The 25,044-nt window shown below is 71.2% G+C and carries 30 protein-coding genes; 6 read left to right on the forward strand and 24 right to left on the reverse strand.

Going from position 1 to position 25,044, the window contains the following annotated elements; translation table 11 throughout:
• The first annotated feature begins 251 nt into the window (after positions 1-251).
• The 3 genes from ACGWYJ_RS09515 (at position 252) to ACGWYJ_RS09525 (ending at position 2,358) form a co-directional block, all read left to right on the forward strand.
• A complete protein-coding gene (locus ACGWYJ_RS09515) occupies positions 252-566 on the forward strand; it encodes a hypothetical protein (RefSeq protein ID WP_395105317.1) in 315 nt (104 codons plus the stop codon).
• A 17-nt stretch (positions 567-583) separates the two neighbouring features.
• Entirely contained in the window at positions 584-1,477 is an 894-nt protein-coding gene (locus tag ACGWYJ_RS09520; protein WP_395105318.1) for a hypothetical protein, read from the forward strand.
• 77 nt (positions 1,478-1,554) lie between these two features.
• A complete protein-coding gene (locus ACGWYJ_RS09525; protein WP_395105319.1) occupies positions 1,555-2,358 on the forward strand; it encodes a hypothetical protein in 804 nt (267 codons plus the stop codon).
• A 2-nt stretch (positions 2,359-2,360) separates the two neighbouring features.
• Here the strand turns inward: ACGWYJ_RS09525 and ACGWYJ_RS09530 are convergent, their stop codons facing one another.
• The 8 genes from ACGWYJ_RS09530 to ACGWYJ_RS09565 form a co-directional block, all read right to left on the reverse strand.
• Entirely contained in the window at positions 2,361-2,813 is a 453-nt protein-coding gene (locus ACGWYJ_RS09530) for a YbaB/EbfC family nucleoid-associated protein (RefSeq protein ID WP_395105320.1), read from the reverse strand.
• 167 nt (positions 2,814-2,980) lie between these two features.
• Positions 2,981-4,504, reverse strand: a complete 1,524-nt coding sequence (locus ACGWYJ_RS09535) for an NADH-quinone oxidoreductase subunit C (RefSeq protein ID WP_395105321.1) — start codon at positions 4,502-4,504, stop codon at positions 2,981-2,983.
• A complete protein-coding gene (locus ACGWYJ_RS09540) occupies positions 4,501-5,982 on the reverse strand; it encodes a proton-conducting transporter membrane subunit (protein WP_395105322.1) in 1,482 nt (493 codons plus the stop codon). Before ACGWYJ_RS09540 ends, ACGWYJ_RS09535 begins: the two co-directional genes overlap by 4 nt.
• Positions 5,982-6,641, reverse strand: a complete 660-nt coding sequence (locus ACGWYJ_RS09545) for a hypothetical protein (protein WP_395105323.1) — start codon at positions 6,639-6,641, stop codon at positions 5,982-5,984. The genes ACGWYJ_RS09540 and ACGWYJ_RS09545 overlap by 1 nt, the downstream gene beginning before the upstream one ends.
• The gene (locus ACGWYJ_RS09550) at positions 6,638-7,585 is read right to left on the reverse strand and encodes a respiratory chain complex I subunit 1 family protein (protein WP_395105530.1); all 948 of its coding nucleotides are present in this window, start codon (positions 7,583-7,585) and stop codon (positions 6,638-6,640) included. The genes ACGWYJ_RS09545 and ACGWYJ_RS09550 overlap by 4 nt, the downstream gene beginning before the upstream one ends.
• A gap of 5 nt (positions 7,586-7,590) precedes the next feature.
• Positions 7,591-9,621 (reverse strand): proton-conducting transporter membrane subunit, encoded by a 2,031-nt coding sequence (locus ACGWYJ_RS09555; RefSeq protein ID WP_395105324.1) that lies wholly within the window; start codon positions 9,619-9,621, stop codon positions 7,591-7,593.
• Positions 9,618-10,106, reverse strand: coding sequence for an NADH-quinone oxidoreductase subunit B family protein (locus ACGWYJ_RS09560; protein WP_395105325.1), 489 nt, complete (start codon positions 10,104-10,106; stop codon positions 9,618-9,620). The genes ACGWYJ_RS09555 and ACGWYJ_RS09560 overlap by 4 nt, the downstream gene beginning before the upstream one ends.
• Positions 10,107-10,227: 121 nt before the next feature.
• Entirely contained in the window at positions 10,228-10,581 is a 354-nt protein-coding gene (locus tag ACGWYJ_RS09565; protein ID WP_285702006.1) for a helix-turn-helix transcriptional regulator, read from the reverse strand.
• A gap of 422 nt (positions 10,582-11,003) precedes the next feature.
• On the opposite strand from ACGWYJ_RS09565, the gene ACGWYJ_RS09570 reads away from it, so the two are divergent.
• A complete protein-coding gene (locus ACGWYJ_RS09570) occupies positions 11,004-11,402 on the forward strand; it encodes a hypothetical protein (RefSeq protein WP_395105326.1) in 399 nt (132 codons plus the stop codon).
• Between the two features lie 53 nt (positions 11,403-11,455).
• On the opposite strand, the gene ACGWYJ_RS09575 is transcribed toward ACGWYJ_RS09570, so the two are convergent.
• Positions 11,456-12,148, reverse strand: a complete 693-nt coding sequence (locus tag ACGWYJ_RS09575) for a hypothetical protein (protein ID WP_395105327.1) — start codon at positions 12,146-12,148, stop codon at positions 11,456-11,458.
• A gap of 123 nt (positions 12,149-12,271) precedes the next feature.
• Between ACGWYJ_RS09575 and ACGWYJ_RS09580 the strand changes: the two genes are divergently transcribed.
• Positions 12,272-12,637 (forward strand): DUF488 domain-containing protein, encoded by a 366-nt coding sequence (locus tag ACGWYJ_RS09580; RefSeq protein WP_395105328.1) that lies wholly within the window; start codon positions 12,272-12,274, stop codon positions 12,635-12,637.
• A gap of 88 nt (positions 12,638-12,725) precedes the next feature.
• Positions 12,726-13,019, forward strand: a complete 294-nt coding sequence (locus ACGWYJ_RS09585) for a hypothetical protein (protein ID WP_395105329.1) — start codon at positions 12,726-12,728, stop codon at positions 13,017-13,019.
• Between the two features lie 161 nt (positions 13,020-13,180).
• Here the strand turns inward: ACGWYJ_RS09585 and ACGWYJ_RS09590 are convergent, their stop codons facing one another.
• The 15 genes from ACGWYJ_RS09590 to ACGWYJ_RS09660 all read right to left on the reverse strand — a co-directional run bounded on the left by ACGWYJ_RS09590 (position 13,181) and on the right by ACGWYJ_RS09660 (position 25,036).
• Positions 13,181-13,675: a beta-class carbonic anhydrase gene (locus tag ACGWYJ_RS09590; protein ID WP_395105330.1), complete on the reverse strand. Its 495-nt coding sequence runs from the start codon at positions 13,673-13,675 to the stop codon at positions 13,181-13,183.
• A gap of 40 nt (positions 13,676-13,715) precedes the next feature.
• Positions 13,716-14,480: an alpha/beta hydrolase gene (locus tag ACGWYJ_RS09595; RefSeq protein ID WP_395105331.1), complete on the reverse strand. Its 765-nt coding sequence runs from the start codon at positions 14,478-14,480 to the stop codon at positions 13,716-13,718.
• Between the two features lie 212 nt (positions 14,481-14,692).
• Complete coding sequence (locus tag ACGWYJ_RS09600) at positions 14,693-15,625, reverse strand: DMT family transporter (RefSeq protein WP_395105332.1); 933 nt, start codon at positions 15,623-15,625, stop codon at positions 14,693-14,695.
• Positions 15,626-15,635: 10 nt separating this feature from the next.
• Positions 15,636-15,824 carry a hypothetical protein gene (locus ACGWYJ_RS09605; RefSeq protein ID WP_395105333.1) on the reverse strand — a complete coding sequence of 63 codons (189 nt, stop codon included), beginning with the start codon at positions 15,822-15,824 and terminating at the stop codon, positions 15,636-15,638.
• Positions 15,825-15,854: 30 nt separating this feature from the next.
• Positions 15,855-16,448 (reverse strand): ABC transporter permease, encoded by a 594-nt coding sequence (locus ACGWYJ_RS09610; RefSeq protein WP_395105334.1) that lies wholly within the window; start codon positions 16,446-16,448, stop codon positions 15,855-15,857.
• Positions 16,445-16,609 (reverse strand): hypothetical protein, encoded by a 165-nt coding sequence (locus ACGWYJ_RS09615; RefSeq protein WP_395105335.1) that lies wholly within the window; start codon positions 16,607-16,609, stop codon positions 16,445-16,447. The genes ACGWYJ_RS09610 and ACGWYJ_RS09615 overlap by 4 nt, the downstream gene beginning before the upstream one ends.
• Positions 16,554-17,126 (reverse strand): ABC transporter substrate-binding protein, encoded by a 573-nt coding sequence (locus ACGWYJ_RS09620; protein WP_395105336.1) that lies wholly within the window; start codon positions 17,124-17,126, stop codon positions 16,554-16,556. Before ACGWYJ_RS09620 ends, ACGWYJ_RS09615 begins: the two co-directional genes overlap by 56 nt.
• A gap of 237 nt (positions 17,127-17,363) precedes the next feature.
• Positions 17,364-17,900 carry a 3-isopropylmalate dehydratase gene (locus ACGWYJ_RS09625; RefSeq protein WP_395105337.1) on the reverse strand — a complete coding sequence of 179 codons (537 nt, stop codon included), beginning with the start codon at positions 17,898-17,900 and terminating at the stop codon, positions 17,364-17,366.
• Positions 17,897-19,177 (reverse strand): aconitase family protein, encoded by a 1,281-nt coding sequence (locus ACGWYJ_RS09630; protein ID WP_395105338.1) that lies wholly within the window; start codon positions 19,175-19,177, stop codon positions 17,897-17,899. The genes ACGWYJ_RS09625 and ACGWYJ_RS09630 overlap by 4 nt, the downstream gene beginning before the upstream one ends.
• Entirely contained in the window at positions 19,174-20,436 is a 1,263-nt protein-coding gene (locus ACGWYJ_RS09635; RefSeq protein WP_395105339.1) for an aconitase/3-isopropylmalate dehydratase large subunit family protein, read from the reverse strand. The genes ACGWYJ_RS09630 and ACGWYJ_RS09635 overlap by 4 nt, the downstream gene beginning before the upstream one ends.
• Positions 20,433-20,990 carry a 3-isopropylmalate dehydratase small subunit gene (gene leuD, locus ACGWYJ_RS09640; protein ID WP_395105340.1) on the reverse strand — a complete coding sequence of 186 codons (558 nt, stop codon included), beginning with the start codon at positions 20,988-20,990 and terminating at the stop codon, positions 20,433-20,435. Before leuD ends, ACGWYJ_RS09635 begins: the two co-directional genes overlap by 4 nt.
• Entirely contained in the window at positions 20,987-22,066 is a 1,080-nt protein-coding gene (locus tag ACGWYJ_RS09645) for an ornithine cyclodeaminase family protein (RefSeq protein WP_395105341.1), read from the reverse strand. Before ACGWYJ_RS09645 ends, leuD begins: the two co-directional genes overlap by 4 nt.
• On the reverse strand, positions 22,063-23,124 hold the full coding sequence (locus tag ACGWYJ_RS09650; RefSeq protein ID WP_395105342.1) for an aminopeptidase P family N-terminal domain-containing protein: 1,062 nt from the start codon (positions 23,122-23,124) through the stop codon (positions 22,063-22,065). The genes ACGWYJ_RS09645 and ACGWYJ_RS09650 overlap by 4 nt, the downstream gene beginning before the upstream one ends.
• Positions 23,121-24,260 (reverse strand): M24 family metallopeptidase, encoded by a 1,140-nt coding sequence (locus ACGWYJ_RS09655; RefSeq protein ID WP_395105343.1) that lies wholly within the window; start codon positions 24,258-24,260, stop codon positions 23,121-23,123. The genes ACGWYJ_RS09650 and ACGWYJ_RS09655 overlap by 4 nt, the downstream gene beginning before the upstream one ends.
• The gene (locus ACGWYJ_RS09660) at positions 24,257-25,036 is read right to left on the reverse strand and encodes an ABC transporter ATP-binding protein (RefSeq protein WP_395105344.1); all 780 of its coding nucleotides are present in this window, start codon (positions 25,034-25,036) and stop codon (positions 24,257-24,259) included. The genes ACGWYJ_RS09655 and ACGWYJ_RS09660 overlap by 4 nt, the downstream gene beginning before the upstream one ends.
• Positions 25,037-25,044: the final 8 nt, after the last annotated feature.

The raw sequence follows: 25,044 nt of genomic DNA on the forward strand, positions 1-25,044 counted from the left end.
GGTGATGGCACGGGGGCAGCATTGTCTGTAAGCGAACTGGGTCTGGCATGGACAAAACCGGCTGAGCTCGCGAGCGGAAATCGTGCTGGCAGTGCAGAGGATCTCGTTGGCCCGTTTGAGCTCGCTGTTTCTTTGTGCAGCCGTTTGGGCTCTTCGTAGGGTTTGGTGGGGGAGGAGGTGCCTTTTTGAGGGGTTGCGGTCTAGGCTGTTGGGCGCGCGGCAGGAGTGCGGGCGCGGACGTGGGGGTGCGGATGAGTCCGGGTGACGGAGCGGACCGCAGGGCGGCGCCGGAGCGGATGGCGCAGCACGGCCGGGATCTGCATCGCAATGTCAACCAGCATCTTCAGGCCGCATGGAACAACCTCCAGGGGTCGCGGGGAGTCACTCAGAGCAATTTCACCGCGACGTCGTATGTCCTGGCGATGGCCTACACCGCGGCGATCGACGTCGCGGAGGAGGATCTGGAGACCAAGAAGAAGGTGCTCAACAGGTTCCGTGACCTGCTCGCCGTTTCGGCGACCAACTGGGCCTCCGCGGAGGTCAAGAGCACGCTCAGCCGTCCCTGAGGCGGGATTGGAGCCCGATGTCCACGACGAGCAGCGCGGCGCTGACGGCCCTGGTCGCCACGCAGGCCAGCGCGATCTTCGTTCCGCCCGCCTGGTCGACCGCGATCGTGATGTACCTCAATCAGTGCGATCCCGAGGCCATCTTCGACGCGGGCATGAAGTGGCTGGAGAACTACGACAAGCTGGGCTCCGCTCAGGAGGCCGCCAACAACACCGGCCTTCCCGAGACCGAGTGGTCCGGTGACGATCGCCGGGCCTATGACGAGCGAATCGACGAGTACCGGTCGCAGCTCACCGGTTCCAAGCAGCTCGCGTTCGCCGTCGGGACCTCCATGACCATCACGGGCGCGCTGCTCTTCCTGGTCGTGGTGTGCATGTGCGTCATCGCCGCCATTCTGGTGGCCTGCGCGGTCTATGTGGCGGCGGCCATGGCCGGTGTCTTCACCTACCCCGCGGCGCTCGCCCAGGCGTCCTCGATCGCCGTCGAGTGCACCAGCTACCTGGAGACGGTGTCGGGCATCGTCACCAAGGTCGCCGCCGGTGGGGCCGCGGTGATCACGGCCGCGATGGCGCTGGACGTCGCGTGGCAGAAGGCGCATGGCAACGACGCGGCGCTCGACGATTTCGCGGGCGGTCTGCGGGACGCCTCCGACAACATGATCTGGGGCACGCTGTCCCGGCTGGAGCGCATGATCATGGTGGCCGGGATGAAGACCGGCGGGCCCACCCTCGGGAAGGGCGACCCCGGTCTGCGGCTGCCCAACCCGGTGCCCGGACGCCAGCGTGGCTTCGGGGCGGGCGGCACGGTCAGCGGCGTGGCCGGAGGCAACCTCACCGACCAGATCCAGAAGCGCGTTCCCGACTACAACAGGCGCGACGAGGGCCTGTTCGACGACCCGCCGGACAGTTGATCGGCCGCGCTCGCCGCCGGCGGGTCGCGCTTCTGGTGGCACCCGTCCTTTTGGCCTTCCCGCTGTGGGCGGGGACGGTGATCTACACGCACCTGTGGGGCCAGGAGGTGCGGGTGACGGTCGAGCAATGCTCGCACTCGCGCAGTGGCTGGAAATGCCAGGGGTCGTGGAACGACTCGCGAGGGAGGCGGCATTCCGGCGAGGTCGCGCACACCGACATCGATGACAAGGGAACGTCTGTTAAGGCGCGGTCCAGTGTGTTCGGCGTTCACGCCGGAAGTCTGTGGCAGGACGCGCCGCTCCTTTTCGCCGCCGGTCTGTTCCTGGCCGGGGCAGCCGCGATCGTGGTGATGAGCCGGTTCGTCAACCGCGAGGTGGCACGGGTCGCCCAAGGAATCCTCGCTGATTCCGGACCGGCGCTCACTCTGCTGGTCGATCACAGCATGGCTCGGCGTCCCGATGGGCAGGAGTACGCTTCCCTCCGGTTCGGTGACCCGGAATCACCGTCCCTGGGCACTGGGCGCTTCGCGACCGTGCGGCGTTCCGACGGCCAAGCGTCTTTCAGTCTCACCTGGGGCGACGATGAAGTCCGGGTCTTGAAGCCCGGCCAGTTGACCGTCGAGGCCAGAATTCCGCACCTCGCTCTCCAGTCGGGACGGCCCCGGATAGAGAGCGCGGATGGCCGGCTTCTCGCGGAGATCGTGGGCGCCCCCGGTCAGACCGGGAATGTTCACCGCATCGCGGCCCCGGATGGGACGGAGCTTGGAAGGTTCGCCCGGTATCGCCGCCGCACCTGGGCGCTACGGCTGGAGCCGGGCTGCTCCGGCCTCGTGGCGGACACGGTCTTGGCTTATCTCTTCACCGCCGGCCGTGCGGCGTGACGTCACTGGCCTAGGCGCCTGCGTACCTCGTCCATGAGGGCGGTCGTGTCCTTGGACAGGCCCGAGAAGATGTCGTTCATGTCCTGAAGCGATTCCTTCAGCTTCTCGGCGTCGGGTGGGGTGGCGGCCTCCGGATCGTTCCCGTAGACCTGTCGCGCCGCCTCCTGCTTCTGCCGTTCCAGATCCGCCACGGCCTCCCGGGTGAGCCGCTGGATGGTCTCCGCGAGTTCCTCCGACCCCATCCGCATCGCCCGCGGATCGATGTGGAGCTCGGGCAATCCCTGTTCAGGGGAGAATGCCAGCCGCACCCGGCCGTCCTGGCTCTCGGCGCGCCCGACGAGCCCGGACAACCGCTCGTTGAGTGCCGCGGATTGCTCGGCGACGCGCCGTGCCTTCGCGGCCACGGCCTCCATGTCGATGCCGAGCAAGTGCTGGAAATCCGGGAGACCCTGCATGACCGGATATCACTCCTCGTCATGAGCGGCGGCGATCGGCAGAGGCGGGGATGCGGACCAAAGACCACCGGCCGGAAACAGGTAGGCGGCTCATGCTGCCACAAAACCCTCATATGAGCCAGGGCATCGGCCGACGTGCGGAACCGCTGGTCGCGAGCCGGGTCACGTCACAGGTCGTTGCCGGCGTAGGAGAGGTTGAAGCTCTTGTTGACCAGGGGGAAGTCGGGGACGATCGCGCCCGTCAGGGCGATGGGCAGGGCCGGCCAGTTGAAGAACGAGGGGTCAACGATCTTGGTGCGGGTGAGGGTGCCGCCGGGGGCGAGTTCGACGCGGTGGACGATGGTGCCGCGCCAGCCCTCGACGATGCCGACGCCGGAGGCCGGGCCGGTCGGCGGGGCGGGTGGTGAGGCGAGCGGTTGCCCGTAGGTACCCGGGCCGAGGTCGCCGGTCAGCTCGTTGATGAACGCGATGGAGGCGGTGATCTCGCGGGCGCGGATCTGGAAGCGGGCCAGCACGTCCCCGGTGTCGGCGGTCGGGACGGCCGGTGCCGCGCGCAGGTCGGCGAAGGGGTGGTCGCGGCGCGCGTCGGCGTCCAGTCCGCTGGCGCGGGCGACGTAGCCGAGGGCGCCCAGGTCGCGTGCGGCTTGGGTGCTCAGCGGCGCGGTGCCGGTGAAGCGGTCGGCGACCACGGTGTGGCCGAGCGCCAGTTCGACGATCTCGCCGATGTCGGCCTCGATGGCGCCCAGCGTCCCGGGGTCGGGGACGGCGCGCAGGACGGCGCCGCCGAGGTGGACGCCGCCGCGCAGCAGCCGGTGCCCGGTGACCTGGGCGTTGAGGCGGAGCAGCCGCTCGCGGACGCGGCCGAACTGGGCGTTGAGGATCGAGTGGCCCACGTCGTTGCACAGCGCGCCCAGGTCGGTGACGTGGTTGTAGAGGCGTTCGAGTTCCAGCAGTATCGCCCGCGCGCGTTGCGCTTCGGGTGCGATACGCGCTTGGGCGGCCTCTTCGACGGCCAGGCAGAAGGCCAGGGTGTGGCCGACGGTGGTGTCGCCGCTGACGCGCTCGGCGAGCGGCACGGCGTCGGCGGGGAGCCGTCCCTGGAAGAGCTTCTCGATGCCTTTGTGGACGAACCACAGGCGGGCTTTGAGCTTGAGGATGCTCTCACCGACGACGGAGAAGCGGAAATGGCCGGGTTCGATGAGCCCGGCGTGCACGGGCCCGACCGGGATCTCGTACACGCCCGTGCCTTCGACCTGGACGAACGGGTAGGGCCCTTCCGGGTCGCCGAACCGCGGTGGTGGTCCGGCGTCGTCCCGCATCGGGTACCAGCCGCGGGGCCAGTGGTGGTGGCGGACGAGGCGGCGCGGAAGCGGATGATCCTGCGGGACGATGCCGTACAGGTCGTGCATCTCGCGTTCGAAGCGGCCCGCCGGGAAGCTGATGCCGGCCAGGCTGGGCAGGGTCGGATCGGCGGCGTCCAGGCGGACGTGCAGTTCGGTGCGGCGGTCCGGCCCGGTGCGGGTGAACAGGTACACCACGCGCAGGCCGCCGGGATCCTGGTGTGCCGCCACGAGGGCCAGGCGGGCGCCGTCGCCCAGCAGGGCGGCCGCCTGTTCCGGTAGCGCGGCGGCGTCGATCTCGGCGCTGGTACGTTCCGGCCGGGGCACGGCCACGTCGTCGGTCGAGCTCATCGGTGTGCTCCCAGGACGGCGGCGGCCTGGTCCAGAAGGTCGTGCAGCGGGCCGAGGCCGATTCCGATCGCGGCGCACCCCAGGAGCCCCAGGACGAGGGCCGCCGTCCCCGTTCTGGACGGTCGGAGGGGGAAGGCGGCGGCACCGGGGCCGGTCCGCGGGGCGCCGAGCAGCATCCCGCCCGTCCGGGCGGCGAGGGCGGCGGTGATGACCAGGAGCAGGACCAGCGCGGCGGCGACGGCCCAGCCGAGCCCGGCCGCGAAACCGGCGCGGAAGACGCCGAGTTCGCTCGCGAACGGGCCGAACGGCGGGAAGCCGAGCAGCGCGATCACGGCCGCGCCGAACCCGCAGGCCACGACCGGGGAGCGGGCGGCGAGACCGCGCACGGCGTCGATCCGGCTGCTGCCGACGGCCTGGTGGATGTGCCCGGACGCGAGGAAGGCGACCGACTTGGCCAGGCCATGCCCGAGGATGTGCAAGAGCACGGCCATCACGGCGAGGCGTGACCCGATCGCGGCGCCCAGGGCGAGCAGGCCCATGTGCTCGATGCTGGAGTAGGCGAGCATCCGCTTGAAGTCGCGCTGGGCCAGCAGGAGCATGGTGGCGATGCCGAGCGAGGCCAGCGCGAGGATCAGCAGCAGCGTCCGCGCGGGACCCGTGCCGAGCGCGGCGTCGGCGATCATCTTGACCCGCAGGACGGCGTAGAAGGCGACCGGCAGAAGGACGCCGGACATCAGCGCGGACACGGGTGCGGGGGCTTGGCTGTGCGCGTCGGGCAGCCAGGCGTGCAGGGGCGCGAGGCCCGCCTTGGTGCCGAAGCCGAGGATCAGCAGGGCGGCGGCCAGGCGCGTCACGTCCGGGTCCAGTTGCCCGGCGTGTACGGAAAGCCGCATCCAGTCCAGCGCCCCCGAGGACGGGACGTGCGCGTGCCGGGCGGCGAAGTGCAGCAGGACGATGCCGAGGAACGCCAGCGCGATACCGGTGGAGCAGATCACCACGTACTTCCAGGCGGCCTCGGTGGCGTTGCGCGTGCGGCGGTGGCCGACCAGGAACGCGGTCAGGATCGTGGTGGCCTCGATCGCGATCCACAGGACGCCCAGCCCGGAGGCGAGCACCGCCAACGCCATCGCGGCGACGAACCCCTGCGTGAGAACCCCGTAGCGGCGCATGTCCCGTGCGGTGCTGTGCCCGGCGGCGTGCTCGGCGTCCAGGTAGCCGGGGCTCGTGAGCATCGCCGGCAGCGTGACCGCGCCGATCACGATCAGCATGAACGCGCTGAGGGCGTCCGCCCGCAGCAGCCCGCCCAGGCCGGTGACCGGCGCGTCCATGGCGCGGACGGCCAGCGCCACGGCGCTGGCCAGCAGCGCGGCGGCGGCGACGGTGCCCAGCCAGGCCGTGGCGCGCCGCCACCCCAGGGCGGCGTACGCACCGGCCGCCAGCGCCGGCGCCCCGACCGGGGCGATCAACAGCAGCGTCATCAGTCCCGCAACTCCCGCAGGTCGTCCAGGTCGGTGTCGCCGAACGCGGCGCGGATCCGGGCGGTCAGCACCTGGAGCACCAGCACGGCCAGCAGCACGTCCAGCGAGACCCCGAGCTCGACGATGAGCGGCACTCCCGAGGTGGTCAGGAACGCCACCGCCGTGATGCCGTTGTCCACCAGCAGGAACCCCACGACCTGCGACAGGGCGCGCCGCCTGGTGACCAGCACGAAGAAGCCGATCAGCACCACGGTCAGGGCGACCGGCACCGCCTGCACCGCGGGCGAGGGGGCCAGGCTCACCACCGGGCGGGTCACGGCGTAGGCGAGCAGGGCCAGCAGGGCGGCGATGACCAGCGAGGCGGCCACGTTCACCCGGGGATCGGTCTCCCGCACCGCGCCGCCGGCGCCCATGGCGCGGCGCAGCAGCCAGGGCAGCGCGACCGCGCGCAGCAGCCCTATGCCCGCCGCGAGGCCGATCACCTCCGGGTCGCCCTCTTCGACACCGAGCACGGCGACCAGGCAGGCGAGCGCCACGCCCTGGGCGGCGAACAGCCGTACGATCGCGGCCAGGTCGCGCCGCCACAGCACCAGCACCCCGGTGAGGAGGAACGCCCCGCAGGCCAGGTCCAGTAGCTGCACGTACAGGGTGTGGTTCACGGGGCCGCCAGGAAGTAGGACGCGGCGACCGCCAGCAGCGCCAGCACGAAGGAGCCGGCGAGCAGCTCGGGCACGCGGAACATGCGGAGCTTGGCCATGAACACCTCACCGGCGGCGAGGGCCCCGCCGAGCAGCGCGACCTTGGCGGCGAAGGCGGCGAGCGCGATGGGCAGCATCGCCAGGGACGCGCCGGCGATCCCCCAGGGCGCGAACAGGTTGGCGACCAGGCCGAGCAGGATCGTCAAGCGCATCGCCGACGCCCACTCCACCAGTGCCAGGTCCGGGCCGGAGTACTCCAGCACCATCGCCTCGTGGATCATCGTCAGTTCCAGGTGCGTGGACGGGTTGTCCACCGGGATCCGCCCGGTCTCGGCGATGGCCACCACCGCCAGCGCGACCGCGGCCAGCACGCTCACCGGGGAGACGACGCTCTGCGGGTCGTGCAACGTGGAGGTGACGATGGCGCCCAGGTTGGTGGAGCCGACCCGTACCGACAACGCGAAGATCGACACGAGGATGGTGGGCTCGACCAGCGCCATCACCGTCATCTCGCGGCTGGCGCCCATCCCGCCGAAGGCGGTGCCGGTGTCCAGCCCGGCCAGCGCGAGCGCGACCGTGCCCAGCGCCAGCAGGGCGGTCACCGCGAACAGGTCCGCGGCGCCGTCCAGCGGCGACGCCGTGGTGGCGATCGGCATCACGGCCGCGATCACCAGTGCCGTGCCCGCCGGCACCAGCGGCGTGATCCGGAAGACCGGGCCCGTGCCGTCCGGGGTGATCGGTTCCTTGCGCAGGAGCTTGCGCAGGTCCCGCCACGGCTGGAGGACACCGGCCCCCGCACGTCCCTCCAGACGGGCCCGCACCTGCCGCATCACGCCCACCAGCAGCGGCGCCCCGGCACCCACCAGTGCCACCTGGGCGGCCGCCGCCACCGTACCCGCGACCATCGTGCTCACCGCAGCACCGCCAGCACGATCAGCACGCCGGTGAACGCGGAGAACCCGTACCCGAGGTAGCGGTGCACACTGCCGTTGGCCAGCGGCCGTGCCGCCCGCCCGGTCCACGCCACCGCGGCCAGCACCGGCCGGTACAGCCGGTGTTCGATCCGATCACCCACTTGCGCCTGGTAGGTCACGCGCTCCACCAGGTACGCCGACTCGGCGCGCGGCGTGACGTCCAGGTCGGTCTCGGGCGCCAGCACGTCGTCGAACACCCGCTGCAGCGGCTCGGCGAACGAGGTCGCGGTGTACTCCATCCGCGCCGACATCGGTCCGGCACCGCAGTCCCACAGGCGTGCGCGCCGCCGCGCCCGCCGCGACGCGACCGCGCGCAGCAGGGCGACCAGCCCGACCACCGCGACCAGCAGCGCGACCGCGATGATGAGCGGGGACATGGTGCTCGCCGGCCCCGCCAAGTGCAGCGTCGCCGCGCCGGTCACCGCCTCCGGCCCCGGGGCCGCCACCGCGATCGCGCGGGACAAACCCGACGCCGCCCAGCCTGGGGCCAGCGCGAGCGCCAGACAGCACACGGCCGCGATGGCCATCCCCGCCACCATCGTCGCCGGACTCTCGTGGGCCTGCCCGGCCGCACGGGTGCGCGGCCGGGCCAGGAAGCCCACACCGAACGCCTTGACGAACGTGGCGATCGCCAGGCCCGCCGACAGCGCCACCACCGCCACGGCCAGCGGCATCACGACCGCCGCGATCGTGCCGCCCGAGGGCAACGCGTGGATCAGGCTCTGCACCAGCAGCCACTCGCTCACGAACCCGCTGCCCAGCGGAAGCGCCGACGCCATCAGCGCCCCGATGCCGAACAGCACGGTGGTGGCCGGCATCGGCGACCGCAGCCCGCCCAGCGCGTCCAGGTCCCGGGTCCCCGTGGCGTGCAGCACCGAACCCGCCGCCAGGAAGAGCAGCGTCTTGAACCCCGCGTGGTTGACCAGGTGCAGCAACGCGGCGGTCATCGCCAGCGCCGCCAGCGGACGCGCCCCCAAGGCGGCGAAGAAGCCGCAGGCGCCGACCCCCACCAGCACCAGACCCATGTTCTCGCAGGTCGAGTACGCCAGCAGGCGCTTCAGATCGGTGGCCACCGCCGCCTGCAAGATCCCGTACAACGCCGACACCGCGCCCGCCCCGAGCACCACCAGCCACCACCAGACGGGGCCGCCTCCCAGCAGGTCGAACCCCACCCGCACGATCCCGTACACGCCCAGGTTGACCATCGCCGCGCTCATCAGCGCCGACACGTGGCTCGGCGCCTCGGGATGGGCGCGCGGCAGCCACACGTGCAGCGGCACGATGCCCGCCTTCGACGCGAAACCGACGAAGGTCGCGACGAACACCGCGTCGCGCACCGGCGAGGACAAGCCCTCGGATGCCACGCGCAGCCGCGCGAACGTCTCCCCGTCCGCCGCCGCCGCGAACCCGGCCAGGCCGGCCAGGATGACCACCAAGCCCAGGTGCGTCATCACCGCGTACCACAGCCCGGCCTCGGCCACCGCCACCCGCCGCCGATGCTCCGCCACGACCAGCAGCAGCGAGGCCAGCGCCATCAGCTCCCAGGCGACCAGGAACGTGCTCACACTGGCCGCCGCAGGCACCAGCAGCATCGCCGCCACGAACAACGGGACCATCGCCTGGGTGATCCGGCCGTCCAGACCCGGACCATCGGATCCGGGGCGGGCGTAGCCAACTCCGTACACGGCGACGCACACCGCCACCGCACCCGTGACCGCGAGGAAGACCCCGCTCAGCGGATCGACCGCTAACCAGACCCCGGCCAGCGGCAGCAGATCCGGCACCCTGGCCTCCCAGGAGTGCCCGGTCAGCGCCGCCACCCCTGCGACCACGCCCGCCGCCCCCGCGGCACCCGTCCCCAGCGCCGTCCCCGCACGGCGGGCCTTTCGCGGCAGCAGCGTCCCCGCCCCAGCGGCGACCAGACTTGCCCCAAGCCCAGCGGACAGCGCCCCACCCGTAAGGCTCATCGGCCGGAAAGCGCTCGCAACGTGGCCACGATCGCCTCCGGCTCCGGCGGGCACCCGGGCACCTCGGCGTCCACCGGCACCACGTCGCCCACGGCGCCGGCCACGCCGTACGCGCCGGCGAACGCCCCGCAGTTCCGGGCGCAGTCCCCCAGGGCGACGACGACCTTCGGCTCGGGGACGGCCTCATACGTTCGGCGCAACGCCACCTGCATGTTGCGGGTCACCGGCCCGGTCACCAGCAACGCATCGGCATGCCTCGGCGAGGCCACCAGCCGCACCCCGTACCGCTCGGCGTCGTAGACCGGGCCGAACGCCGACGCGATCTCCACCTCACAGCCGTTGCACGACCCCGCGTCCACGTGCCGGACCTGCACGGAACCGCCGAGCTCCCGGACGTGGGCCGGGGATGCGCCCTCTTGGCGCTGGGGCGGCGGCTCCGCGACCCGGCCCGTCTCACGGATCTTGCGCAGCAGACGTTTCACCATGCCCCTCAACGTGAGAATCGCGCCCACGGCGCCAGCCCGCAGGAAGGACTAGCATCCTGCGCAATTGCCAACATTAGCAACTCGTGGCACAGCGGAAGGACTGGTCCCACGGGCGACGGGCTCAGGAGCGGCCGGACCCCTCGGCGGTACCGGCGGCCCGCAGATCGTCCAGCAGCTCCGCCTGCACGGAGAGCACCCCCGACAGGATCTCCCGGGCGACGGCCAGCAGCTCGGCCACGCGCGGGCTGGTCAGCGAGTAGATGACCGTCGAGCCCTCCTTGCGGTAGACCACCAGTCCCGCACGGCGCAGCACCGCCAGTTGCTGGGACAGATGAGCCGGCTCGATCCCCACCTCGGGAAGCATCTCGGCCACCGCGTGATCCCGCTCACTGAGCAACTCCAGGACCCGGATCCGGGCCGGATGCCCCAGCGTCTTGAAGAACTCAGCCTTCAGCTGGTACAGCGGCGCGCTCACCGTGCTCGATCCCCTTCCGCTCACCCTCACGCCAGATTGCGACGCGCCGACCCAACTGACAACATCGGCAATTTCCAACATTAGCAAGCGGGTTTTCCGGACCGGGGCACCCGAGCGGCACGCGCGCGACCGCACCATGAGCGATCTTCGGCCCGGAGATCGTTATGCCGGCGGCGCGCTCACCGTGAGCACTCGTCGCGGACCGTGGTCCGCGTGCGAGGGCTCGCCGAGCCCGTGGTCCGGAGGACCGACCGAAGCAGAGGTCCGAGCCGCGCACAACGAGTACGTCCGCCGGATCAAGACCTGACCGACCCGGCCGCTCATGCCGCCGAGATCTTGTCGGCGGGAGCCGCAGTTCTTTCAGTCTTCGGCCGCTGGTGATGACTTCCGTTCGGCAGCGTCTTCTTCCGTAGGCTGTCCGCGTGGCCGGCGATCGCGACATGGTTGGGTACGAGCCGCTCGCGACCGGGATGTCCTTATCGCTGCGGCTGCGACGTGATTTCACCGTCGCCGATGCCGACCGTCTCCTTGCCGCCGCGCGCCGCATCTACGGGGAGCTTAACCCGGGCGCCGACGCCGCCGAAGCCGTTGAGGCGGTGACCTCCGCCGCGGACGCGCTGTTCGTCATCCTCGAACACGCCGGTCTGCTCGGCGACGCGACCGACGACCGGCTCGCCGACCATGCCGCGGACGGCCTCACGATGGGCGGCTGGCGCGCCGAGATCGTGGTCAATGAGCCGTTCCCCCTGTCACCCGGGCCCAGGAGCAACTGCCTGCGCGGCGACGTCTTCGCCCTTCCCCCCAACGACGACCAAGCCTGATCGCGGCCAAGCGCCAGGAGAACCAGATCGACGGTGCGGCGACCTCGCGCCGGTCAGGTTCGCGCGCCGCCGTCAGGTGCCCTGTTGTCATCGTCGGCCTCCACGGGCACCAGGTATGCGTCGAGCGGAACGATTGTCACGTGCGGGGCCAGGCGTTCGATCCAGGTGCGGATTTCCTGCCACTTGTCGTCGAACATCGTCCATTGCAGTTTCAAGACGACCCGGTCGGCCGTCACGCCGGGTGGAGGATCCGCATCCTTGCGCAGCCAGACGACGAGGTGCGTGGAATTGCGAAGGATGTTCTCGATGCGCTCTACGCAGTCCCAGGGAATGTGGACGTCCACCTGCATGCCGAGGCGAATGCCTGACTCTCCCATCGCGAGTATCAAACCGTCAGGGATGGCTCGCCTACGTCGGCGGAAAACGAACGCGGACACAACCCCCAGGATCAGCGCGCCGCCGACCGACAGCGCAGCCAAGCCCCGCCACAGGGACCCCCAGCCCGGCCACTCAAGCCCGAAGGGAAGCAACACGAGCGATCCCAGGACCGACACGAGCAGGACTATGGCGATCGAGGCCGCGTACATGGCCACGCCGTTGAGCAGGCGCTGCCACCAGAGCCAGCGGTAGACGTACTGGTAGAGACCATCTCTGTCGAGCCCAAGGCCGTCCACGGCGCCTCCTACGGTGAGTTCCGGCCCGATAGCCCGATTGTCGATCCCCATACATGACACGGCCAGCCCCATGGCATCCGCGGTCCTCGCCTTGTGCCAGTACGCGGGTGGGCGTGCGAGGGTAGGTGACCAGGCGAAAGGGCATGACACTGGGCAGCCTCTCCAGCCGGGAGCCAGAGAAGAGGAGGAGACGACATGGCCGCCAAGAAGGCTCGCGTCAAGGTGGGCCGGGTCTACGACGGACCGGCGCAGGAGGACGGTGTGCGGGTTCTGGTGGATCGTGTGTGGCCCCGCGGGCTCAGTAAGGAGAAGGCCCACGTGGACGAGTGGTGCAAGCAGATCGCGCCGTCCACAGAGCTGCGCAAGTGGTACGGCCACGACCCGGAGCGGTTCGACGAGTTCACCCGCCGGTACCGGTCCGAGTTGCAGGAGGATGAGCGGGCCGAAGCGCTGGAGCACCTGCGGAGCATCTCCCGCGACCAGCCGGTGACGCTGCTGACCGCCACCAAGAACGTCGACATCAGCCAGGCCGCGGTACTGGCGGAAATGCTCCAGAGCTGACCTCTATTGCGGTGCGGATTTCCTCTCCGTAATGGTGGGCGTCTCCTTCGACTAGGGTTGCGGTATGCGTCCGATGCCGTCGTCCGACATGGTCAGCCTGATCTCGTTTCTTGCCATCTTGTTGATCTTTTTCAGCATCGATGTGCGTTCGAGGGTCTCGGCGTCTTCCAAGCCGTTGCAGCTTCGATTGTTCGAATGGGCATCCCGTATCGGAGGGATGGCCACCGCGCTGGCGTTGGCGCTGGGATGGGCTGACCTGTTCCTGCCGGATCGGAGCAGCCCTATACATGTGGCTTTCGTGGCGGTCCCCGGGTCCGTGGGGGTTCTGTGCGCCATCGTGCTGGGGCTGGAGATGCTCTGGCAGCGATGTGATTCGCGGTAGGCGGGTGTATTGACCGGCTCGGCGTCGGACGCCAAAGTATCGCCCAGTCCGAAGCACGCCGCCTTCAGGCGTGCCGTCCCCGAGGTGGGCTTCCGCGCCGGCTCCACCTCGGGGGCGACGTTCTTTCCGGCGCCAGGGCCGGGGGTCGTCATCTGGAACGGCTACGCCTTGACCTCGCGCAGGCGGCCGGTCTCCACTTCGTAGACGAACCCGCGTACCTGGTCGGTGTGCGGGATGAACGGGTCGGCCTTGATCCTGCCGATGGACTGCCGCACGTCCTCCTCCACATCGGTGAACGCCTCGGCCGACCAGTCGGGTTTGACCCCGGTCTCCTCCTGGATGGCGGCCTTGAAGGCGTCGTCGGTGAAGGTGAGCATGCCGCAGTCGGTGTGGTGGATGAGGATGATCTCGCGGGTGCCCAGCAGCCGCTGGCTGATGGCCAGGCTGCGCCGTTCGTCCGCGGTGACCACGCCTCCGGCGTTGCGGATGACGTGCGCGTCTCCTTCGCTCAGGCCGAGCAGCCCGTACGGGTTGAGGCGCGCGTCCATGCAGGCCACCACCGCCACCCCCTTGGCGGGTGGCAGGGGCAGGTCTCCCTTGTCGAAGGTGGCCGCGTACCGCTCGGCGTTGGCGATGAGTTCGTCGGTGACGCTCATGGGACCTCCTGCTGCGTCGATGGATGGGGCGGCACCGTGGTCAGGCCACGGCTTGGCTCAACGCCGCGGACAGGACGAAGTCGGCCACCGTGGTGGCGGCTCTGGGTGGACCCGCGGTGTTGAACACGTCGTGTCCGGCCCGGGGGAACCAGGCCAGTTGTGCCACGGGGAGGCGGCAGGCCCAGCTCCGGTTGTCGGTGACGGGCACGAGGGAGTCCTTGCCGCCGTGCACGAACAGGACGGGCACCCGGACCTGCTCGAATCGCTCGGCCAACTCCTGCCATGCCACCTCAAGCGCCCGGGGCGTTACGAGGGGCACGGGGGCCGCGGGGGCGGACGCGCCACCGGCCACCACGGGAAGATAGGAGAGGTCCATGCTGACGAGCCCGCCCGGCAACCGGGCCGCTCTGGGCCGCGGCCTGGTGAGCGGGGTGCCCGACAGGACCAGCCCCGCGTAGGGACCGGCGTTACGCGCTACGGCCAACGCGGCGGCGGTGCCGCCCAGCGAGTGCCCGCCCAGTACGAGCGGCATCCCGGACAACCGCCGCGCGGCGCGTTCGGCGAGCATCTCAACGGCACGTGCCGGTACGTCCAGGGACGACAGGTGTGGCGGCGCGTCGCGCTGGGCCTCGCCGACACCGTTGGTGGCCAGCACGCTGACCCGGCGTTCGTTGAGGGTCATGGCGAGCCGGTGGTAGCGATGGGAATCACCGGCTCCATGCAGGAAGATCAGCCCGGCCAGTGGACGGCGGGCGGGCCAGAAATGGTAGGGGATGCGGCCGGAGGGACCGTTGACGAAGGACATCGGCACTTCCGAGGAGTTCACGGCGCGCGAAGTCGATGCCTCGAACGCCTGATCTTCAGGACCGTGACAGACGTCGGCTTCGACACAGGGCGCTGGCGACGCGACAGAAGTCGACGTGTCCCCGGAAGGTGAGACGGGCCTGGCTCGCCATGACACGACCGTACTCCCCTATTTTGGGTTTTTCCAGCAGGGAATACCGCAATGCCGCTTCCCTACGGCGAACCATCCGCGCATCGCACCTTTTGCCGAGGGCGCACTCGTGGGCGTGCCAGGACCAGCAGGACGCCGATTCCCGAGATGGCCATGCCGAGGATCACGCTCGCGGTGAGGTCCTGGCCGAGGATGGGGACGGCGAGCACGGCCGTGACGGGCGGGACCAGGTAGAGCAGGCTGGTCGCGGCTCCGCCGGTGCCGCGTCTGAGCAGGACGAACAGCAGGAGGAGCGCCCCGATCGAGTTGACGACGGCCAGCCATGCGAGCGAGCCGAGGGCCTGCGCGGTGAGGGGTATGTGCAGTCCGCCGTACAGCATCGCCAGCGGGAAGGTGGTGAGGGTCGCGCCGAGGAGCTGGATCGTGGTGCCGGTCCGCAGGTCGACCGTCCGGCCGAACCGCTTCTGGTAGAGCGTCCCCGCGGCGAGCCCGGCGAGCGCCAAGCCCGTGTAGGCGTAACCCACCAGGTGGGCGCCGCCCGACAGGTTCTCGCTCACCGAGACCGCCACGCCCGCGAGGCCCAGGCCGAGCCCGGCCCACTGCCGCCGTGTCAGGCGTTCGGAGAACATCGGTACCGCCACGGCCGCCACGATCAGCGGGCAGGCGCTCAGGATCAGCGACGACAGTCCCGCCGGCACGCCTTGTCCCAGCCCGAAGAACACCCCGCCTAACTGCACCGTCTGCAACAGCACGCCGGTCGCCAGCAGGTGCCCGTATACGCGGAAACCGACCGGCCATGGCGCCCGGGTGACCACCGCTACCACGCCCAAGACGACGAGCGCGACCAGGAACCGCCAGGCGACCAGCGCCAGCGACGCCCCGCTGCGCGCGCCGATCGTCCCCGCCAAGTACCCGCTGCTCCAGATCGGTACGAACACCACTGGAAGAGCGGCCGCCGTGAAGCGGCCGCCCGGCTCCCTGGACACCGAGGTCACCGGAGGACGGTCAGGTTCCGCGGCGGGGTGTCAGGACGCGCTGGGCCAGTGCGTCCAGCAGGAAGCCGAGCAGACCGATGATCAGGATCACGGCCATGAGCCTGTCATAGGCGAGCTGGTCGCGGGCGTTGAGGACGGCATAACCCAGGCCGGAGCTCACCCCGAGCATCTCGGCGGGGACCAGGACGACCCAGGCCACCCCGAGCGCGAGACGCGGGCCGGTGAGCAGCTACGGGCGGATCGCCGGCAGCACGACCGTGGCCATCACCTCCCACCGGGTCGCGCCGAGCGAACGGGCGACCTGGAGGAAGGCGGGGTCGATGCCGCGCACTCCGGCCGTGGTGTTCAGCAGCACGGGCCAGACCGCCGCCATCGCGACCAGGAACACCACGGGCTGGTGTCCCACGCCGAACAGCGCGACCGCGACCGGCGCCCAGGCCAGCGGCGAGATCATCCGGGTGAACTGGAACAGCGGGCGGGTCGAGCGTTCCAGGCTCGGCAGCAGCCCGCACGACAGGCCCACGGGGATCCCCGCCGCGGCGGCGAGCGCGAGACCGGCGATCAGGCGCCACAGGCTGGCGGCGGCGTCCGGGAGCAGGGGTCCGTCCAGGACACCGCGCACGAGCGCGGGCAGCGCGTGCTGCGGCGCGAATCCGGTGAGGAGCGGGCTTCCGGCGCCCGCCACGGTGGTCAGCAGCCACCACGCGGCGAACGCGACGGCGATCGGGACCAGCCGCCACAGGACCGCGCGGGTGCGCGCCGTGGCCACGGAGGTGTCCGGGGCGGCGTGCGTGGTGGCGGGTGTCCTCTGGTCGATGGTCATCCGGTGCCGACCTCCTCGGTCCTGGTCAGGGTGGCGGGCAGGCCGAACGCGGTGGGCCCACCGGAGAGCCGGATCGCGGCGCGGACGAACCGGTCGTCGACCAGCTCACCGTGGACGGCCGCCGGGTCGATGCCGGTCAGGAAGCCGCGGTCGACGTCCACCGGTGTGGTTCCACGCCACGACCCGCAGCGAGGGCATCATCCCGTACCGCAGCTGGATCGCGAACGGCATCAGCAGGTGCACGAAGTCGACCCGGTCGGCCACCAGCGCCTGGGCGAGCTCGGCCCAGGCGCGGAACCGCACGGGGCGTTCCACCCGCACGCCGAAGCGTTCGTACAGCCCGCGCGCGTGGGCGATCAGCAGCGGGGAGGCGTCGGTGATGGGCAGGTAGCCGATCCGCAGCGCCCGCCCGCCGGGACGGGCGGCGGTCGTGCGCGCGAGGGCGGTGGCGCCGCAGCCGAGGGCCAGTGCCGCGCCCGCTCCGATGCCCGCGCCCAGCAGCCGCCTGCGGTCGAGGCGTTCGGAACCGCCGATCGCGGGCCGTCCGGACGCGCCGCCCCGGTCACCGCCGTACTCGACACTGCCCTCGTCGAGGGACTCCAGCTCACCGCCCTCGCCGTGGGCAGCCGCCCGGCCGGTGACCGTCCCGCCCCGGCGTCCGCCGACCTCGGCTGACACGTTCCGCGCCGACGGCCGGGCTCAGCCGTCCGCCCACGGCGGTTCGCAGGAGCGGACGCGGTCGGCGTGGTCGTGGGGCCGAGCCGGCTTCCCGAGGCCGCTCCGACCACACCGTGGTGGTGTTGACACCGGGGAAGTACGCCGCCAGATGAACCTGCTTCGCAGCGGCCGCTGACGCGGGCATGGCGCTCCCAAGGACGGGCCGATGGATCGTCGGCCATGCCCGCGCGGGCCGCGTCAGCCGGAAGCGGTGGCGGGGGACGTCCGGAACAGGCCGGGACGGGCGATGGCCAGCTCGATCAGGCCGCCGGTGGCGAGCATCTCCAGCAGGAACGGATCGGCGGGCGGGACTTCGCGGGTCGTTCCCGTCGTCAGGTTGGTGAAGGTCCCTTCCGTGATGTCCACCCGCAGGCGGTCGCCGGTGCTCACCAGATCGGTGACATCCGGGACCTCCAAGGCGGGCAGGCCGATCTCGAAACAGTTCCGGTAGAAGGTGCGGGCGAACGTCGCGGCCACCACGCAGCCGATGCCGGTCGCCTGGAGGGCCTTGGTCGCGATGGCCCGGCCGGAGGACTGCCCGAAGTGCCGTCCCGCGACCACGATGTCGCCGGGCTCCACCTCCAGCGGGAACCTCGGGTCCAGATCCTCCAGCACATGCCTGACGATCTCCGACATGGGCTCGAAGACGTAGCGGGACTTCACCAGCCGGTCGGTGGGGATGTTGTCGCCGAACGTCCAGCAGCGGCCCTCGAAGACCATGCTCGTCCCTCTCATCGCGGCCCCGCCCGGTGTGCGATCTCGCGGGGATCGGTGATCTGACCGGTGACGGCGGAGGCCGCCACCGTCGCCGCCGAGGCCAGGAACATGCTGGCCTCGGGGCTGCCGTTGCGGCCGGGGAAGTTGCGGGCATGGGTGGAGATCATCGCTTCGCCCGGCGCCATCGCGCCCATGTTGGCGGCCTGGTTGGAGCCGGTGCTGGGCGGGAACCACGTCCCCCCGGCCTCGTGCAGCCGCCGCACCAGTCCCTCCCGCTCGGCCTCCGAGAACACCTCCCGGCTCGCGGGCACGAGATTGAGGCGCACGTCCGGATGGACGGCGCGCCCGTCCAGCACCTCGGCGGCCAGCCGGAAGTCCTCCAGCCGCCCGCCGCCGTGCCCGCCGAGCTCGGTCCACTGGACGGGGGTCCCGGCCAGGGCCTCCACGGGCTTGACGTTGCCGACCGTGGGCGGGCAGGCCACCTGCGGGCCGAGCCCCGTGACGTCGAACGACGCCACCTCGCAGGCCGCCCCCGGATCGCCGCGCTCGAACACGCCGTCCACGCCCAGCGCACGGGCCTGGGCCTCGGTCACCTCGTCGGGCTCCACGTACCCGCACTTGGCGCCGACGTCCACCGTCAGCAGCGGGAACAGCCAGCGATCCCAGAACGACAGCGCCTTGACGTAGGGGCCGCCGAACTCCAGCGCCTTGTAGACCTGGCCGCCCTCGCCCAGCTCGCCGACCAGCCACAACGCCACATCGCGCGTGGTGGCGCCCGGCCCCGTCCGGCCGTCGATCTCGACGCGGACCGTGGACGGCACCTTGAACCACGCCTTCCCGTACGGCATGACCGTCCCGGCGTGCGAGTCGTTGCCGAGGGCGACCGCGACCGCGCCCAGCACGCCGTGCACGGGCGTGTGGCTGTCGGACCCGACCACGATCGACCCGGGCCGCACCAGCCCGCGCCGCATCACCACGTTGTGGATGTTGCCGCTGCCGCAGTCGAACAGCCGGATGCCGTGGCGGCGCGCCCATTCCCGGTTGGCCTCCAGCACCACCGCCTGCCGCTCGGTCGCGGGCGCGAAGTGATGGTCGAACACCATGGCCACCCGGTCCGGACGCGGGATCGGCCTGCCGACCCGCTCGTCGAAGACCTTGGCGGTCAGGAAACCGCTGAGATCGTGCATGATCAGCAGGTCCACGTCCGCGACCACGATGTCCCCTGCCGTCACCGCCTTCTTCGCGCCGGCCCGCGCGAGGATCTTCTCGACGAAGGTCATGTGAGGCTCGGTCATACGGTGACCTCCCGGGGGTCGGTGATGACGCCGCGGACCGCCGAGGCGGCGGCGGTGGCCGGGCTGCTCAGATAGATCCGCGACTCGTAGGCGCCCATCCGGCCGCGGAAGTTGCGGTTGGCGGTGGACAGCGTGACCTCGCCGTCGGCCATCGCGCCGCCGTTGCCCGCGCACGCCCCGCAGCCGGGGTTGGTGATCGTGGCGCCCGCCTCCAGCAGCGTGGACAGGATGCCGTCGGCGGCGGCCCTCGACATGATCGTGGCGGACGCGGGGGTGACGATCAGCCGGACCCCTGGGGCCACCGTCCTGCCCTTCAGGTAGCGCGCCGCGACGGCCAGGTCGTCGTACTTGGCGTTGGCGCAGGAGCCGACGAACACCTGGTCGAGGCGGGTGCCCTCGACCTCCTCCACGGGGACGACGTTGTCGACGGTGTGCGGGACGGCGATCTGCGGCGAGAGCTCCCGGGTGTCGATCACCTCCTCCTGCCGGTAGACGGCACCGGGATCCGCCTGGAGCTCCACGTAGTCGTCCGGTGCGACACCGGCCTCGGCGAGGTAGGCGCGGGTGGTCTCGTCGGGCGGGACGAACGCGTTCTTGGCGCCCATCTCCATCGCCAGGTTGCACAGCGTCATCCGCTCCGACACCGACATCGCGGCCGGGTAGGAGCCGTGGAACTCGACCGAGCAGTAGGTGGCGCCGTCCGCCCCGAGGTCGCCGATCAGGCGCAGCATGATGTCCTTGGGGTGCACCCCGGCGGGCGGCGGGCCCTCGATCGTGATCTTGATCGATTCGGGGACCTTCATCCAGAGCCGCCCGGTCACCCAGGCCGCGGTGATCTCGCTGAAGCCGACGCCGGTGCCGAGCGCGCCCAGCGCCCCGTAGATGGTGGAGTGCGAGTCGGTGCCGATGATCAGCGCGCCCGGTCTGACATGCCCCTTCTCCATCAGCACGATGTGGGCGATGCCCGCGTTGACGTCGTAGAACGTGCGGATGCCCATCTTCTCGGCGAACTCGCGGCACAGCCGGTGGTCGGCGGCGGTCTTGGCCGAGTTCGCCGGCGAGATGTGGTCCATGACCATCGCGATCCGGTCCACGTCGTACAGCGTGCCGACGCCCATCCGCTCCAGCGTGCGGATGCACCGCCAGCTCGCGGTGTGGCTCATGTAGAGATCGGGGTAGGCGTCGACGATCCTCCCCGGTTCCAGCCCGCTCTCGCCCGAGGCCCGTTCCAGCGCCTTCTGCGCGAAGGTCCTGCTCATCGGGCGCCCCCCTTCGTCGTGGCGATGGTGTTCATCAGGTAGGGGATCAGCCCGCCGCTCTCCAGGATCGTCCGCAGGTTCTCCGGGTACGGCGCGAACGGGAACCGCTCGCCGTCCACCTCCACGACCCCGTCGGCGTAGTCCACCCGGACCTCGCCGCCCGGCACTCCCCCGTCGCCGTCGAAGGAGCCGGCGCGTTCCCTGACGGCCCGCGCCGCGCCGGGCGACTCGACCGCGACCAGCCCGGTGTTGATGGCGTTGCGGAAGAACACCCGCGAGAACGACGCGGCGACCACCGCGGTGATCCCCGCCCCGATCAGGCAGGTCGCGGCCTGCTCGCGGGCGCTGCCGCAGCCGAAGTTGCGGCCCGCGACCACCACGCGGCTCTCCCGCAGCCGCTCCTGGACGCGCGGCCCGAGCGGCTCGAACGCGTGCCCGGCCAGCTCCCGCGGGTCGATGCTGACCAGGTAGCGGCCCGGGATGATGACATCGGTGTTCACGTCGTCGCCGAAGACGACACTGGGCCCGCCCACGCGGTGCGTCCCGGCGCTCACGGGCTGGTCTCCTCAAGGAACCAGTCGGTCGGCACCTCGTGCCCGAGGCCCCGCTCCTCGGCCAGCGCCAGCGCGCGGGCGCAGACGGCGGCGAACTGGAGCCCCATCCCGGTGTTGTTGGCGAAGATCGTGGTCTCGTCCGGGGACGTGCGTCCCGGAGCCCGCCCGGCCAGCACCTCGCCCAGTTCGCGGATGTCGTCCCAGGACATCCGGCCGCGCTCGACCGGCCCGAGGATGTCGAACTGCTTGTCGTGGTGCACCTGCTCGCGGGAGAGCACCACGACCCTGTCGGCCTGGTCGAAGGTGGCGTCGTCCAGCTCGCGCCGGGTCGCGGTGCCGTCCGGGGACGTGATCGCGGTGACATGGGAGCCGGGTTCCAGCCAGCCGCCCTCGAAGCAGGGGTCCATCGCGGCCGTGGCGCAGGTGACGATCCGGCAGCCCTCGACCGCGCCCCTCGGCTCGTCCACCGCCACGATCCGGCGGCCGGTGCGCGCCGACCACTCCGCGGCGAACGTCTCCCGGTTGCGGCGGGTCGGGCTGTAGACGCGCACCTCCTCGATCTCCGGCCGGACCAGCAGCAGGCACTCCAGATGCGCCTGCGCCTGCCAGCCGGAGCCGAACATCCCGGCCACGGTGACGCCCTCCGGCGCCATCTCCCGGATGCCCAGCGCCGAGGTCGCGCCGACCCGCATCTTCTGGACGAAGCTGTCGTGGATGATCGCCAGCGGCTCCAGCGTCGTCATGCTGTAGAGCGTCACCAGGCCGACGTACGTGCCGCCGGGCGCGGCGGGGATGAGCCGCCGCCGCTTCTCCCCGGTGGGGAGCGTCTCCACACCGGCCATGTCGGACGTGATCCGCAGCGCCCACACCCCGCTGGCGGCGTTGCCGCCCTCCTGGGACTTGAACCGGAACCGGAAGCCGGGGTGGTCGGCGTCCTCGACGGGGAAATAGGTGTGGTTGCGGGGGCGGTTGGCGGCACGGCCCTCGGTCAGCTCGACGTACGCCGTCTCCAGCGCGCCGATGGTCTCCTCTGCGGTCAGCACCTTCTCCACGTCGGCGTTCGACAGGATTCTCACGATCGCGGCTCCCTGCTTCCGGTCAGTCTCTCGGCGCTTCCCGGTCCGACACGGACGGTGTCGGCGACGACCGCCCGGCCACCGCCGGGAAGGATGAGTTCGATGGCGACGGCCCCCACCGAGCCTTGCTCCAGCCGGACGTCCTCGCCCGGTGGCCGGTAGTCGCCGCCGGTGGACAGGTCGGCCTGGTCGATCCAGCGGACCTCGGCCTCCGTCCCGTCCGGGAACGCGGTGAGCGCCGGGAGGGCCGCGTACCTGAGCGCGGACTCCGCCGTACCGGCGGCGACGGCGCCGATCGCGGCGTCCAGCGCGGCCTCCAGCGCGCCTGTCGGTGAAGCGCCACCGGGGTCCGCGACGGTTCTCGCGGCGCGCAGCCAGTTGTGCCGGTACTGCCCGGTGACGTCGACCGAGACGGCATCGTCCTGGGCGCTCGCCGTGTCCACCAGCACCTCGGTGTAGCCACCGCGGCGCAGCGTCCGTTCGACGACCGAGACCCTGTCGGCAGGCGTCAGACCCGGCGCGACGGCCTGCCGCAGGGCCTCGTCCAGCAGTGCGGTGGCGTCGCGGATCAAGGCCGTCTCGTTCGGTGACGGCCGCAGCCGCTGCTCGCGGACGAGGCCGCCCAGCGGGCGCAGTTCCCAGCCGGGCAGCGCGCCGGTCAGCTCCGTCACCAGGGCGGCGGGCCACAGCGCCGCGTCGACCAGGCCGGCCACGCCGGGCTCCCGGCCGTCCAGCAGACCGGCCACCAGCGGGCCGAACGCCCGGCCGCTGTGCAGGTCGGAGACCTTCGACGTGCGCCGCATCCAGATGTGCACGCGCGGCGACAGCTTCGTCAGGAAGGACGGCTCGCCTTCCGCCGGGACCGCGACGACGCCCTCGTTCCAATAGATGCACAGGTTCGTCAGGTAACCGATGTCGTCCGACCGGTACACGTCGCCGTAGACGAGGGCGATGTCGATGCCGTCCGCGGCGAGCCTTTCCTGGAGCGTTCCCACGCGGGACGTCCACTCGGACTCGGGGATCTCGTCGTGGTCCAGGACCACCAGCCCGCGTTTCATGACGCCCCCTCCTCGGCGGTGGAGAACAGCTTGCGCTCGGTGCCGATGAGGATCTCGGGGCCGGTCGCGGTCACCGTCACCGGATCGCCCAGCACGTGGTAACCGGCCAGGGGCGTGTAGGTGTTGGGATGGATGATGAACACCGCCCCTTCGGGCAGGACGGTCTCGTTGCCCTCGATGATCGGTGTCTCGTCCAGGTGAAGCCCGTGCCCGTGCCCGCGGACGCGGGTGTACTGGCTGGTGCAGTACTCGCCGTACCCGTACTTGCGGAAGACGTCGTTCTGCGCCTTGGCGACCTCGTGCGCCGTCACCCCGGGCCTCACCACCGAGAGGCCCGCCTCCACCGACTCGTTGAACAGGTCGAACGAGCGCCGCTGCCCGTCGCTGGGCGTGCCGACCACGGCCGACCGGCAGATCTGCAGCCAGTAGCCGTCCATCTGCGGGGTCAGCTCGGTGCGGACCATGTCGCCGTCCTCCAGCAGGCGGGGACCGGGCGGGGTCATGCCGCGCACCTCGTCACCGCCCGAGGCGATGAGCATGAAGTTGTCCTCGGCGCCCCGCCGCTTGATCTCGGCCTCCACCTCCGCGACGATCCGGTACTCGGGCAGCCCGGGTTCCAGCACGTCCACGAACGCGCGCCAGCCCGCCTCGCAGACCTCCGCGCTGCGCCGCATCCTGGCCAGCTCCCAGTCGCTCTTGACCAGGCGGACGCCGTCCATCAGGGCGGTCGCCGACACGATCTCGGTGCCCGGCAGGGCCTTGCGGAGCGCGTCGTCGAGAAACGCGGGAAGCAGTTCGAGGTGGGCGACGCCGAGCCGCCGGGGGGCCAGGTCACGCAGCCGACCGGTCAGCTCGGTGTCCTCGGGGAGCGCGATCGTGGTGCAGTCGGTGACCCAGCCGGCGGCGGTGATCGCGGCGGCGTCGGCATGCCGCACCGTGAACGCGCACGGGTCTCCGGACGCCGGCAGCAGCGCCAGCGCCACGCTCCCCTTCACCGGCGCGTCGGTCAGGTAGCGGACGTTCTCCCGCCGCCATCCGGGCGCGAACGCCAGCAGGACGTCCAGGCCCTGCTCGCCCATCGCGTCGCGAACGCGGCGGTAGCGGTCATCCCGCTCGCGCAGATCCTCCGGCGTCATTCGGCTGCCTCCTCCATGCGGATGAAGTCGCGGGTGACCTCTTTCTCGATCTCGAACAGCCGGTCGTCCTCGGGCACCCGCGGATGCGGGATGTCGATGGGCAGATCGAGATGGGTGGTCGCGGGCCGTGCGGTGACCACCAGCATCCGGGTGGACAGGAAGACCGCCTCCCGGATGTTGTGCGTGACGAAGATGATCGTGCGGCCGGTGGCCTGCCAGATCCGGATCAGCTCCATCCGCAGCTTGCGGGCGGTGATCTCGTCCAGCGCGGAGAACGGCTCGTCGGCCAGCAGCAGGTCCGGCTCGATCGCCAGCCCCCGGGCCAGCGACACCCGCTGCCGCATCCCGCCCGACAGGCGCAGTGGGTAGTACTCGCCGAACTCCCGCAGGCCCACCAGGTCGAGATAGCGGTCGACGCGCTCCTCGGCCTCGTCCCTGGGCACCTTCAGCTCGTCCAGCGGCAGCCGGACGTTGTCGCGGACGGTACGCCAGTTCAGCAGCCGGGGATCCTGGAACACCACGCCGATCTTCACCGCGGACCGCGACCGGCGGCTGATCGTGGTGCCGTTGATGGTGATCCGGCCGGAGGTGACGTCGTCCAGCCCGTTGATGATGTTGAGCAGGGTGGACTTGCCGCAGCCGGAGGGCCCCAGGATGGACAGCAGCGCGCCGTCCTCGACCCGCGCGCTGAGGTTGTCGATCACTCGCAGCGGCGGCTCGCCCTCCCGCTTGAACTCCTTGGAGAGGTCCTCGATGGTGAGGTACGAATCGGACACGGTGCTCC

The sequence above is a fragment of the Actinomadura sp. SCN-SB genome, assembly GCF_043906805.1.
In the GTDB taxonomy this organism is placed as follows: Bacteria; Actinomycetota; Actinomycetes; order Streptosporangiales; family Streptosporangiaceae; genus Spirillospora.

Excerpts from the sequence above, each read along its gene's own strand:
- ACGWYJ_RS09610 (WP_395105334.1), bottom strand. The coding sequence starts at position 16,448 with ATGACCATCGACCAGAGGACACCCGCCACCACGCACGCCGCCCCGGAC.
- ACGWYJ_RS09580 (WP_395105328.1), top strand. The coding sequence starts at position 12,272 with ATGGCCGCCAAGAAGGCTCGCGTCAAGGTGGGCCGGGTCTACGACGGA.
- ACGWYJ_RS09515 (WP_395105317.1), top strand. The coding sequence starts at position 252 with ATGAGTCCGGGTGACGGAGCGGACCGCAGGGCGGCGCCGGAGCGGATG.
- ACGWYJ_RS09585 (WP_395105329.1), top strand. The coding sequence starts at position 12,726 with ATGGTCAGCCTGATCTCGTTTCTTGCCATCTTGTTGATCTTTTTCAGC.
- ACGWYJ_RS09535 (WP_395105321.1), bottom strand. The coding sequence starts at position 4,504 with ATGAGCTCGACCGACGACGTGGCCGTGCCCCGGCCGGAACGTACCAGC.
- ACGWYJ_RS09655 (WP_395105343.1), bottom strand. The coding sequence starts at position 24,260 with ATGACGCCGGAGGATCTGCGCGAGCGGGATGACCGCTACCGCCGCGTT.
- ACGWYJ_RS09575 (WP_395105327.1), bottom strand. The coding sequence starts at position 12,148 with ATGGGGCTGGCCGTGTCATGTATGGGGATCGACAATCGGGCTATCGGG.
- ACGWYJ_RS09555 (WP_395105324.1), bottom strand. The coding sequence starts at position 9,621 with ATGAGCCTTACGGGTGGGGCGCTGTCCGCTGGGCTTGGGGCAAGTCTG.
- ACGWYJ_RS09560 (WP_395105325.1), bottom strand. The coding sequence starts at position 10,106 with ATGGTGAAACGTCTGCTGCGCAAGATCCGTGAGACGGGCCGGGTCGCG.
- ACGWYJ_RS09530 (WP_395105320.1), bottom strand. The coding sequence starts at position 2,813 with ATGCAGGGTCTCCCGGATTTCCAGCACTTGCTCGGCATCGACATGGAG.
- ACGWYJ_RS09625 (WP_395105337.1), bottom strand. The coding sequence starts at position 17,900 with ATGAGAGGGACGAGCATGGTCTTCGAGGGCCGCTGCTGGACGTTCGGC.
- ACGWYJ_RS09550 (WP_395105530.1), bottom strand. The coding sequence starts at position 7,585 with ATGGTCGCGGGTACGGTGGCGGCGGCCGCCCAGGTGGCACTGGTGGGT.
- ACGWYJ_RS09540 (WP_395105322.1), bottom strand. The coding sequence starts at position 5,982 with ATGACGCTGCTGTTGATCGCCCCGGTCGGGGCGCCGGCGCTGGCGGCC.
- ACGWYJ_RS09630 (WP_395105338.1), bottom strand. The coding sequence starts at position 19,177 with ATGACCGAGCCTCACATGACCTTCGTCGAGAAGATCCTCGCGCGGGCC.
- ACGWYJ_RS09520 (WP_395105318.1), top strand. The coding sequence starts at position 584 with ATGTCCACGACGAGCAGCGCGGCGCTGACGGCCCTGGTCGCCACGCAG.
- ACGWYJ_RS09635 (WP_395105339.1), bottom strand. The coding sequence starts at position 20,436 with ATGAGCAGGACCTTCGCGCAGAAGGCGCTGGAACGGGCCTCGGGCGAG.
- ACGWYJ_RS09590 (WP_395105330.1), bottom strand. The coding sequence starts at position 13,675 with ATGAGCGTCACCGACGAACTCATCGCCAACGCCGAGCGGTACGCGGCC.
- ACGWYJ_RS09595 (WP_395105331.1), bottom strand. The coding sequence starts at position 14,480 with ATGTCCTTCGTCAACGGTCCCTCCGGCCGCATCCCCTACCATTTCTGG.
- ACGWYJ_RS09650 (WP_395105342.1), bottom strand. The coding sequence starts at position 23,124 with ATGAAACGCGGGCTGGTGGTCCTGGACCACGACGAGATCCCCGAGTCC.